This is a genomic window from Streptomyces sp. NPDC051051, assembly GCF_040682975.1.
Lineage (GTDB): Bacteria > Actinomycetota > Actinomycetes > Streptomycetales > Streptomycetaceae > Streptomyces.
Genome location: NZ_JBFBCB010000103.1, coordinates 1 through 10,000, shown reverse-complemented (window position 1 = coordinate 10,000; position 10,000 = coordinate 1). Strand labels below are relative to the sequence as shown.

General features: G+C 75.1%; 11 protein-coding genes. 4 read left to right on the top strand and 7 right to left on the bottom strand.

Features of this window, described 5'->3' with window-relative positions; genetic code table 11:
- Positions 1–190 precede the first annotated feature (190 nt).
- Positions 191–856 (bottom strand): CBS domain-containing protein, encoded by a 666-nt coding sequence (locus AB0N31_RS35800; protein WP_366062718.1) that lies wholly within the window; start codon positions 854–856, stop codon positions 191–193.
- A 161-nt stretch (positions 857–1,017) separates the two neighbouring features.
- Complete coding sequence (locus tag AB0N31_RS35795) at positions 1,018–1,470, bottom strand: cyclic nucleotide-binding domain-containing protein (RefSeq protein ID WP_366062717.1); 453 nt, start codon at positions 1,468–1,470, stop codon at positions 1,018–1,020.
- A 355-nt stretch (positions 1,471–1,825) separates the two neighbouring features.
- Here AB0N31_RS35795 and AB0N31_RS35790 point away from each other — a divergent pair, with 355 nt between their 5' ends.
- Positions 1,826–2,053, top strand: a complete 228-nt coding sequence (locus tag AB0N31_RS35790) for a hypothetical protein (RefSeq protein ID WP_366062716.1) — start codon at positions 1,826–1,828, stop codon at positions 2,051–2,053.
- A gap of 134 nt (positions 2,054–2,187) precedes the next feature.
- Here AB0N31_RS35790 and AB0N31_RS35785 read toward each other — a convergent pair whose 3' ends face one another.
- The 5 genes from AB0N31_RS35785 to AB0N31_RS35765 form a co-directional block, all read right to left on the bottom strand.
- Positions 2,188–2,706, bottom strand: coding sequence for a flavodoxin domain-containing protein (locus tag AB0N31_RS35785; protein WP_366062715.1), 519 nt, complete (start codon positions 2,704–2,706; stop codon positions 2,188–2,190).
- A gap of 5 nt (positions 2,707–2,711) precedes the next feature.
- Positions 2,712–3,248 carry a universal stress protein gene (locus AB0N31_RS35780; protein ID WP_366062713.1) on the bottom strand — a complete coding sequence of 179 codons (537 nt, stop codon included), beginning with the start codon at positions 3,246–3,248 and terminating at the stop codon, positions 2,712–2,714.
- A gap of 112 nt (positions 3,249–3,360) precedes the next feature.
- Positions 3,361–3,738 carry a hypothetical protein gene (locus tag AB0N31_RS35775; RefSeq protein WP_366062712.1) on the bottom strand — a complete coding sequence of 126 codons (378 nt, stop codon included), beginning with the start codon at positions 3,736–3,738 and terminating at the stop codon, positions 3,361–3,363.
- A gap of 81 nt (positions 3,739–3,819) precedes the next feature.
- Positions 3,820–4,044: a hypothetical protein gene (locus AB0N31_RS35770; protein WP_366062711.1), complete on the bottom strand. Its 225-nt coding sequence runs from the start codon at positions 4,042–4,044 to the stop codon at positions 3,820–3,822.
- A gap of 75 nt (positions 4,045–4,119) precedes the next feature.
- Positions 4,120–4,860 carry a CBS domain-containing protein gene (locus tag AB0N31_RS35765; protein WP_366062710.1) on the bottom strand — a complete coding sequence of 247 codons (741 nt, stop codon included), beginning with the start codon at positions 4,858–4,860 and terminating at the stop codon, positions 4,120–4,122.
- Between the two features lie 402 nt (positions 4,861–5,262).
- On the opposite strand from AB0N31_RS35765, the gene AB0N31_RS35760 reads away from it, so the two are divergent.
- From AB0N31_RS35760 to AB0N31_RS35750, 3 genes are all read left to right on the top strand, one after another.
- A complete protein-coding gene (locus AB0N31_RS35760; RefSeq protein ID WP_366062720.1) occupies positions 5,263–6,141 on the top strand; it encodes a universal stress protein in 879 nt (292 codons plus the stop codon).
- 173 nt (positions 6,142–6,314) lie between these two features.
- Positions 6,315–8,675, top strand: coding sequence for a glycosyl hydrolase family 65 protein (locus tag AB0N31_RS35755; protein ID WP_366062719.1), 2,361 nt, complete (start codon positions 6,315–6,317; stop codon positions 8,673–8,675).
- 145 nt (positions 8,676–8,820) lie between these two features.
- Positions 8,821–9,801 carry a hypothetical protein gene (locus AB0N31_RS35750; RefSeq protein ID WP_366062709.1) on the top strand — a complete coding sequence of 327 codons (981 nt, stop codon included), beginning with the start codon at positions 8,821–8,823 and terminating at the stop codon, positions 9,799–9,801.
- Positions 9,802–10,000: the final 199 nt, after the last annotated feature.

The following is a 10,000-nucleotide window of genomic DNA, read 5'->3' as shown; positions in this document are numbered from 1 at the left end:
CTCACGGATCGACTTCCCAGCCCCGGGGCTTCCCGGCTCGGCGGATTCCGAAGTTCATCGCACTCATCGAACCGGGGTGTTGCACCGGTGCACCACCGGCCGCCCACCGTCGGTTTCCCCCGAGGCTCCCGTGCGGCCCGTCAGGCTCCCGTGCGGCCCGTCGTACCGCCGCCGCCCAGGAGCCCCCGTCTCAGCTCGGCACGCTGTGCGGGAACCCGCCCGAGAAGTCGCACTCGACGTCGACGACGCCCTCGACGGCGCGCACCAGACGGGCGGCGACGGGTACCAGGGAGGTGTCGCGGATGTGACCGGTGAGGGTCACCACGCCGTCCTGGACCTCCACGCCGAGGGGTTCGGCCGGGGCGGGGAAGAGGACGGAGACGACCTCCCGCCGGACCTCCTCGGCGATGTCCTGGTCCGTCCGCAGGAAGACCTTCAGCAGGTCCGCCCGGCTGACCAGGCCGTCGAGCAGGCCCTCGGCGTTGACGACGGGCAGCCGCTTGACCTTGCGCTGGGCCATGATGCGGGCGGCCTGGGCCAGGGTGGCGTCGGCGTGCACGGTCACCGCCGGGGTGCTCATCAGTTCCCCGGCGGTCAGCGCGCCCGCCTTGGCGAGGTCGGCCAGCCGGCTCCGCTGGGTGTACCGGTCGGGGTCGTCGTCGCGGAACTCCTCCTTCGGCAGCAGGTCGGCCTCGGACACCACGCCGACGACCCGGCCCTCGCCCTCCAGCACCGGCAGGGCGCTGACCTTCCACTCCTCCATGAGCTGGACGATGTCCTTGAAGCGCGCGTCGCGGCCCACGGCCACGACCGTGTGCGTCATGACGTCGCTGACGATGTGCGGACTGCTGGACATGATGTGCTCCTCGGAGTGTCGGAAGCGGGGTGGCGGTGGGCGGAGTACCGAAGGCGGAGTGGCGGTGGGGGAGCCGCGCCGGCGGACCGGCGCGCGGGGGAGCGGCGGTGACCAGGTCCGGACGGCCGGGGCGGCGCCGTCGGTCGACGGGCGCCCCGGCCTCAGCGGCTGCCGCTGCCGTACGGGGCGTACAGGTCGAGCAGGCGGACGCGGGCCGACTGCAGCCGGTGGGCGACGACCCGCCCGACCCACTGCGCGACCGCGCGGCCGAACTCCGGGTCGTCGGCGCACATCGCCCGCACGGCCTCCGCGTCGAACTCCCACGCGCGCACCGGACTGGTGGCCTCGGCGCCCAGCTGCCACACGTACGGCGGGAAGTGCCAGGACCAGCCGACCAGTTCGCCGTGACCGATCGACTCGATGACCGCGGCGCGACGGCCGGGCACCCGCAGGTCGAGGGCGACGGTCCCGGTCCTGATGATCCAGAAGCGGTCGGCGTGCCGTCCTTTCTCGAAAATGCGGGTGCCCACGTCGAAGGCGACCTCGCGGGCGTACCGCATCAGTTGTTCACGGTGCTGGACCGGAAGGCCCGCGGCCAGAGTGATGGAGGTCATCGTTCCCGTTCCCTTCTTGCCTCCGGCCGCAGGCGGCCGACGTGTGGGGCGTACGGAGCGTGCTCGGGGCGTCGGCTGCGGAGCCGGCCGGCGCCGGGTCGGGCGCGCGGGTCCGGCGCCGACTCGCCACGGCAGCTCCGCTGATTCCAGACTGTCCCCGTCGGCCCGCGCGGGCCACGGGCCGCTCGACCCCAATGAGGGTCCTTCGGCCCAACGGGGGGTGGGGCTCGGCCGGCCGGGAGGACATGGGGCCGCTCCCCGGCGGGATCCGGGCCGGTCGGCCCATGCGGCGAGGTGCCGACGGGAGTTGGCTGGAGGCGAAGGAACAGTGCCGGACCGGGAGGAGTGAAGAAGAGTGGGTACGGCTCTCGCACCGGAACGCCGGGAGCGGCTCGCGCTGCTGCTGGCCACCTCGACGGGTGTGACGTTCGCGATCGCCGCGGTGGCCGACGCGCTGGCCGTACGCCGGGCACGCCGACGGGCGGCCGTGCCGCCGGAACCGCCGGCTCGGCACCGGGAGCGGGCGGACAGCGTGCGGCCGGACAGAGGGCGGCCGGACCGCCGCGCACCGCTCTCCTGCTGACCTGGCGACCGCACACCACCGCCGCACACCACCAAAAAATCCCATCGGGACGTCCCGCCCGGTGGGCCTCCCGCCCCGCCCGGCCGGGACACCGGGAGTCCGCGCACGGCCCCGGAGCGGCCCGGCAGCGCCCGTCAGGCGGTCGGCGGACCCTCCAGCGCGGCGGCTGTCCGTGCCGTCCACGCGTCGATGGCGTCCCAGTCCCGGTGGTCGCCGAACCGGCCGCCCATCAGGCGGAAGACGATCCGGCCCGTACGCGGCAGCCGGGCCGCGGTGACGACACCGGAGAACAGACGGTGGTCCCGGTACCCGAGACCGGCCGGCAGGCCCTTCTCGATCACCGGCACCTCTTTGGGCCCCATGCGCCTGAACGGCCCACGCAGCGCGTCCGGCATCCCGACGCTGAAGATCCACACCGGCCGCGCCCGCAGCACGTCGAGGTTGTCCCGGAGGAAGTCCACGGCCGGGGGGAGCCACCTCTGCCCGTGCACGGCGCTTCCCAGCACGAACGCCTCGTAGGCGCCCGCGTCGGCGACCTCGGCCAGCGACCGGGCCTCCGCCACGCGTCCCGCCCGCCGCAGGCCGGCCGCGATCCGTTCGGCGATCTCCCGGGTGGAGCCGTCCGCGCTCATGTGGCCGACCAGGACGGTCATGACGCTCACCCCGACGCGGCGTGGGCGGGGGTGCGGGGCGCTCGTGCGCGCGGCCCCGCCGCGGCCACCGCGAGCGGCGCCGGGGACCGGGCGGGCACCACGGGCACCGCGACCACCGGAACGGGCGCGTGCCGCAGGCACTCGCGACCGACCGCGCCCATCACCGGGGCCTCGCCCCACTCGTGCGGCGTGCGTCCCAGGGCCAGCAGGAGGGCGCCGCGGGCCTGCTCCAGGAGCACCCGCGCGGCGGGACCCTCGACCAGTTCGGCGCGTACGGCCACGTCGGACCGCCGGCCGAGCACCTCCCGCAGCGTGTCCGCCAGCCGTCGCGCGGCCGCGTCCCGCTCGGCGGCGGCGGTGGGGCGCGCCGCGACCGGGGCGTACGGGGCGAACCCGGGACCCGACGGCTCCCAGGCGTGCACGGCGACCACCTCCGCCCCCAGGGCCCGGGCCTGCTCCGCGGCCCAGCGCAGAGCCGACGACGAGGCCTCGGACCCGTCGACGCCCACCACGATCCTTCCGGCGGTGACGATGTCGGTCATGGCAGCCTCCCGGAGAGTTCTCGTACCACCACGGTGGCTCCGGCGGCGGCCGCGCGGCGTGGGCCGGGTGGTTCCCGCCGGGCCGCCGATGGTCCCTCGCGGACCGGGCCGCTCAGTACAGGGACGCGGGCCAGCCGGTCAGTACGGCGACGACCACGCCCACGTCGAGCAGCACGCCGAGGGACAGCCAGGGGTTGAACCACAGGGTCTTCAGCAGCAGGCCGACGCAGGCGGCGAGGAGCGCCGCCGCCGGCCGTCCGCCGCTCTGTACGGCGACGGCCGCGCCCGCGATGACGTACAGCATGGACGTCACCGAGGCCAGGCCGATGGAGGCGGCTCCCGCGACCCGGGGACCGGGCACTCCTGCCGCCGCCAGCGCCCAGGAGTGCCGGGGGTCGAACGGCCCGTCCCCGCCGGTGGGCGCCAGCCAGACCGGCAGATGGACGAAACCGTGCACGAACAGGACCACCGAGACGAGCGCCGTGATCATCACGTCGATTCCCCCTTCCCGCGCGTCGACCTGCCGTGCGTCGACCGCTCCTCGTGGAGGGCATGCCCGGAGCCCCGGCGATCAGGACCGGTAGCGGTGGTGGTCGTCGTGGCCGCCGATGTAATGCCGTTCCTCGATGACGGCCTCCCGCTCGCCGGGCCTGAGCACCGTGCCCCGCGTGGACATGAACGCGATGAGGCCGAGGAGCCCCGCCGCCATGAGGACGAAACCCACGCCGAACGAGCTGTAGCCGAACACCATGCAGGCGCCGAGGACCAGGGCGCCGATCAGGGGCAGGGGAACCATGACTGCCTTCTCTCGTTGGTGAGGGCCGTCGCGGGGCCCGTCGGCCGGGCGGCCGACGCCCGCCGGGGCGCGGGCTCAGAGCCGGCGCATCCAGTCGTCCGTGATGCCGTGCAGGGCCGCTTGGTCGGCGGGCCGCAGATGGGAGTCGTCGAGCCGGTACGACAGGCGGTCGACGACCGCGACCACACCGTCGAGGCGGCTCGCCAGACCCACCGCGACGGGGATGTCGCTGCGCCGCTCCAACTGGCCGGTGAGCGTGACCACGCCGTTCCTGACGGAGGTCTCGACGACGTGCGGCGCCAGCCACAGCGCGTCGCCGAAGACCCGCTGCTCCACCGCCCGGCGGATCTCCTCGTCGGGGCGCAGGAACACCCGGAGCAGCTCGCGCCGGGTGACGATGCCGACCAGCCGGTCCTCCTCGTCCACCACCGGCAGACGCTCGATGCCGTGTTCGGCCATGAGCCGGGCCGCCTCGCGGACGGTGGCGTCGGCGCGCACCGTGACCGCCGGAGCCGACATGACGCCGCCGGCCGTGCCGGCGCGGGCCCTGGCCGCGTCGCGGCGGACACGCCGGCTCAGCCCGCGCAGCCGCTCCGCCCAGGAGCCCCGGCCGCCGCCCGGTGCGGGGGCCGCCGCCTGCCGGAGCAGGAGATCCGTCTCGGAGATCACACCGACGACCTTCCCTTCCGGGTCGGTCACCGGCAGCCCGCTGATCCGGTGCCGGTCGAGCCTGCGCACCACTTCCTTGAACGGTGTGTCGCGCTCGGCCGTGACGACGTCGCGGACCATGAGGGTGTCGACCCTGGTGGCCTTCATGGCTGGTTCTCCTCGAACGGTCGGGACGTGTCCGGAGGGAGGAACCGTGGGCCCCTCCCTCCGGAGCCTGTGCCCCCAGCGTCCTCCGGAAGGGGAGCGGCTCCCAGGGCCTGAGCGGCCCCGGGCACGGGGCCGAGCGGCCCCCACCGCCGCCGCCGTCAGCGGCCCGCGGCCGTCGACGGCACGGTCCCACGGCCGTCGGCGGCAGGCCGGCCCGGTGGTCCGTGCCCTGCCGGCTGCCGCGCCGTCCGCGCCGTCCGAGGCGACCGAGGCGATCGGGTGGGCCGTCCGGCCCCCGGACCACCCCCTTCGCCCCTGCCCCGGCGGCGCTCCGCGTGCGACGGTGGTAGAGAGGGTTTCTGCTGTATTCGCAGGACAGCCCGACGGAAGGCGGTGAGCACGATGACGGAACTGCCCCTGATCGTGGGCGTCGACGGATCGGATCCCAGTTTGACGGCGGTCGACTGGGCCGTGGACGAGGCGGCCCGCCTGGGCCTGCCGCTGCGGCTGGTCCACGCCTCCCTCTGGGAACGCTACGAGGGCGCCATGGCGCTCCGCGGGCAGGAACGCCCCTCGGCGCAGGTACTGGCGGAGCACATCGTGGCCTCCGCCGCGGAACGCGCCCGGCGGCGCAACCCGGACGTCAAGGTGTCGACCGCGATCCTCACCACGGAACCCGCGGACGCCCTCCTGCACGAGGGCGACAACGCCGCTCTCCTGGTGACCGGCTCGCGCGGCCGCGGTGAGCTGAAGGGACTGCTCCTCGGCTCGGTCGGCCTGGCCGTCGCCGCCCGCGCGCACTGCCCGGTGACCGTGGTCCGCGGGGATGCCGCCGCCCTGGCCGGCACCCACGAGCGGATCCTCCTCGGGGCCGGCGACGCGGACACCGGTGGTGACGCGGTGCGCCTCGCCTTCCGCGAGGCCGAGGCGCGGGCGTGCACCCTGGACGTCGTGCGCGCCTGGCGCTGCCCCGCGCACGAGAGCGTCGACCGTCCGGCGCCCGCGGACGAACGGGCCCGTCACCACGAGGAGCGCGCCTCGGCCCTGCTCGACGAGGTCGTGCGCGAGGCGATGGCCGAGCACCCGGCGGTCCGGGTGCGCCGGACGACGGTGGAGGGGCCGGCCGCCAAGGTGCTCGTCGACCGCTCGGCCGCCGCCGACCTCGTCATCGTGGGCGCGCGGCGCAGGGTCGGTCACGTCGGCCTGCAACTCGGCCGGGTGAGCCACACGCTGCTGCACCACGCGCAGTGCCCGGTGACGGTCGTACCGCAGCGGGCGTGAGAGCCCCCGCTCACGCACAGGGGAAGGAGGCGGAGGGTACCGTGGCGCCGTTGCCGGAACGGACGGGCCCGTCCCGCCGGTCCGGCACTGCGAGCGGACCGGCGGGCGGCACGCGCGACACCGACGGCCCGGGGCAGCTCGCCGAGGGGCCGGGTGCCGCCGTACCGGACGGGGTGTGGGAGTACCGGGGGTACGAGCCCGGGCAGGAGCCGCTCCGGGAGTCGCTGTGCACGCTGGGCAACGGCTACTTCGCCACCCGCGGCGCGTTCCCGGAGTGCGACGCGGACGGGGTGCACTATCCGGGCACCTACGCGGCCGGCTGCTACAACCGGCTGACCTCCGAGGTGGCGGGCCGCCGCGTCGAGAACGAGGACATGGTCAACCTCCCCAACTGGCTCCCGCTGCGGTTCCGGCTCGCCGGAGGGGAGTGGCTCACCCCGGACACGGCCACGGTGCTCGACCACCGCCTCCTGCTCCACCTCGCCTCGGGCCTGCTGGAGCGGCGGACCCGGTACGCCCTCGGAGACGGAGGCGCGCTGACGGTGCGCCAGCAGCGGCTCGTGCACATGGCGGACCCCCATCTCGCCGCCCTGCGCACCGAGTTCACCCTGGAAGGCCACTCCGTCGACCTGGAGGTCGAGGCCGCGCTCGACGGTGGCGTCACCAACGCCGGCGTGCCCCGCTACCGCGATCTGGACGGCCGCCACCTCACCCACGTGCACACCGGCACCCGCGCCGCGGACACGGTGTGGTTGCGCTGCCGCACCCGGACCTCCGACGTCCGCATCGGCATGGCGGCCCGCCTCACGTCGGCCGGCGCCCCGGTCGCCGCGCGGCACGAGCAGCGGCGGGCGGTCCAGGAGACCGTCCTGCACCTGACCGCCGGGAGCACCGTCACCGTCGACAAGACCGTCGCCCTGCACACCTCCCACGACCGCGCGATCAGCGACCCCCTGGAGGCGGCGGTAGAGCGCCTGGGCCGGGCCCCCGGCTTCGACGAACTGCTCGAGGCCCACCTGACGGCCTGGGACCTGCTGTGGCGCCGGGCCGACATCGACGTCCCCGGCGAGCCGGGAGCCGTCCTGCGGCTGCACCTGTTCCACGTGCTGCAGACCCTGTCCCCGCACACCGCGGACCTCGACGTCGGGGTACCCGCCCGGGGCCTGCACGGCGAGGCGTACCGCGGGCACGTGTTCTGGGACGAACTGTTCGTCCTGCCGTACCTCAACCTCCACTTCCCCGAGGTCTCCCGCGCCCTGCTCCGCTACCGCCACCGCCGCCTGGAGCAGGCCTGCGCGGCCGCGCGGGCGATCGGCCAGCGCGGTGCCCGCTACCCCTGGCAGAGCGGCAGCGACGGGCGCGAGGAGACACAGCGCCTGCACCTCAACCCCCGTTCCGGGCGCTGGCTGCCCGACCACTCCCATCTGCAGTACCACGTCGGTTCGGCGATCGCGTACAACGTGTGGCAGTACTGCGAGGCCAGCGGGGACGCCGAGTTCCTGCACACCAAGGGCGCCGAGATGCTCCTGCAGATCGCCCGCTTCTGGGCGGACTCGGCCACCTGGGACGAGCGCCTCGGACGGCACCGAATCCTGGGCGTCATGGGGCCCGACGAGTACCACGACGCGTACCCCGACGCGCCGGAACCCGGCCTCGACGACAACGCCTACACCAACGTCACGGCCGCCTGGGTGCTCACCCGCACCCTCGAGGTGCTCGGGGCCCTGCCCGAGCCGCGCCGACGCGAACTGGCCGAGCGCACCGGCCTGGACGGCGGCGAACTGGAACAGTGGGAGGACGTCTCCCGCACCCTGCACGTGCCCTTCCACGACGGCGTCATCAGCCAGTTCGAGGGCTACGGCGACCTCGCCGAACTCGACTGGGGGGACTACCGCAGGCGGTACGACGACATCCGGCGCCTGGACCGGATCCTGGAGGCCGAGGGCGACACCGTCAACCGCTACAGGGCGTCCAAGCAGGCCGACGTGCTGATGCTCGGCTACCTGTTCTCCCCGGCCGAACTCCGGGCGCTGTTCCACCGCCTGGGACACCGCCTGGACGAGGACACCTGGCTGCGCACCGTCGACTACTACCTGGGGCGCACCAGCCACGGCTCCACGCTCAGCGGCCTGGTCCACGGCTGGATCCTGGCCAGGGCCCGGCGCGCCGAGGCCTGGACCTTCTGCCAGGAGGCCCTGCGCGGCGACATCGCGGACATCCAGGGCGGCACCACCGGTGAGGGCATCCACCTGGGCGCCATGGCCGGCAGCCTCGACCTGGTGCAGCGCGGGCTGACCGGACTGGAGACCCGTGAGGGGGCCCTGTGGCTCGATCCGGTGCCGCTGCCGGAACTGTCCTCGTATGGGTTCGCCCTGCGCTACCAGGGCCACTGGGGCGTACGGCTGCGTCTGTCGCGCGAGCAGCTGGAGATCGAGGTGCCGCCGTCGGACCGCTCGCCCATCGACATCCAGCTCGCCGACCGGGCCGTGAGCGTCCAGCCGGGGGAGACGAGCCGTCTGCTCCTCCCCGGGTGACCGCGCCCGGCGGAGCCCGCACCGGTCCCGGATCCGTCGTCGCCAGGGCCCCTCGGCCGCCGCCGGGGACCTGCGGCCCCTGCCGGGAAACCGCTGCCCGGAGCGATCCTGGGACCAGGAAGCTCAAGAAAGGGCGGCACCGTTCATGTCCGTCGTCAGCACATGCCCCGGTCACGCCTCCGCCTATCTGGCCCGCGCGGCCATCACCGCGCCCTCGCTCCACAACACCCAGCCCTGGCGCTTCGTGGCGCACGGGGACAGGGGCATCGAACTGCACGCGGTCGCGGAGCGGGGACTGCCCCTGGCCGATCCCCTGGGACGGGAGATGGTCCTCGGCTGCGGGGCGGCCCTGCTCAACATCCGGCTCGCCATGCTGCACCTGGGATTCCGGCCCCTCGTCGACACCTTCCCCGACCCGCAGGACCTCGCCCACCTCGCCACGGTCGGCTGGGGCGCCTACACCCGGCCGACCCCCGAGGAGCAGCGGCTGTACGCCGCCCTGGGCAGACGGCACACCGCACACGGGCCCTTCCTGCCGCAGGCGCCGCCCCCGGGACTCCTGGAGGAGTTGCGCGAGCAGGTCCGTCGTGAGGGCGCCGAGCTGCACGTCGTCGACGACAGCACGGACCGCCGGCGGCTGGCCGAACTGGTCCGGGCCGGCGAGGACGCCCACCGCACCGACGCGACACTCGCGGCCGAGCAGGCCGGATGGACCTGGCGGTTCGCACAGCCCCGCAACGACGGGGTCCCGGCCGACGTCGGCGTCCTGCACCCGGACTGCACCACGCTCGCCGGCCGGGACTACGCGGGCCTGACCGGCATGTTCCCCACGCCGCCCCGGCGGTGGCCGGCCCGGACCGGACTGGTGGTGCTGCTCGGCACCGACCGCGACGACCTGGCCGCCTGGCTGCGGGCCGGCCAGGCACTGGAGCGGATGCTGCTGCAGGCGGCCGCCCACGGCGTCATGGCGGCCTTCCACACGCAGCCCCTCGAAGTGCCGCACCTGCGCAAGCGGATCCGGCAGACGCTCACCGCGGGGCAGTACCCGCAGATGGTCCTCCGCCTCGGCCACCCGCCCTGCGTGCGGTCCCTGCCCCGCCGTCCCGTCACCGACGTGCTCGGCTGACGGCGCCGTACCGGCCGGCGGAAGAGGGCCGGGCGAGACCCCTCGGGGATCTCGCCCGGCCCTTCGTCGCGTCGCCGCCGCCTTCGCCGTCCGTGCGGGCTCCGCCGTCCGTGCGGGCTCCGCCGTCCGCGCGGGCGCCGCGGTGCGCCGAAGCCGGCCGGGGGCCGGGCACCGGCCCCCGGGGCCGCGCGCGGGAGCG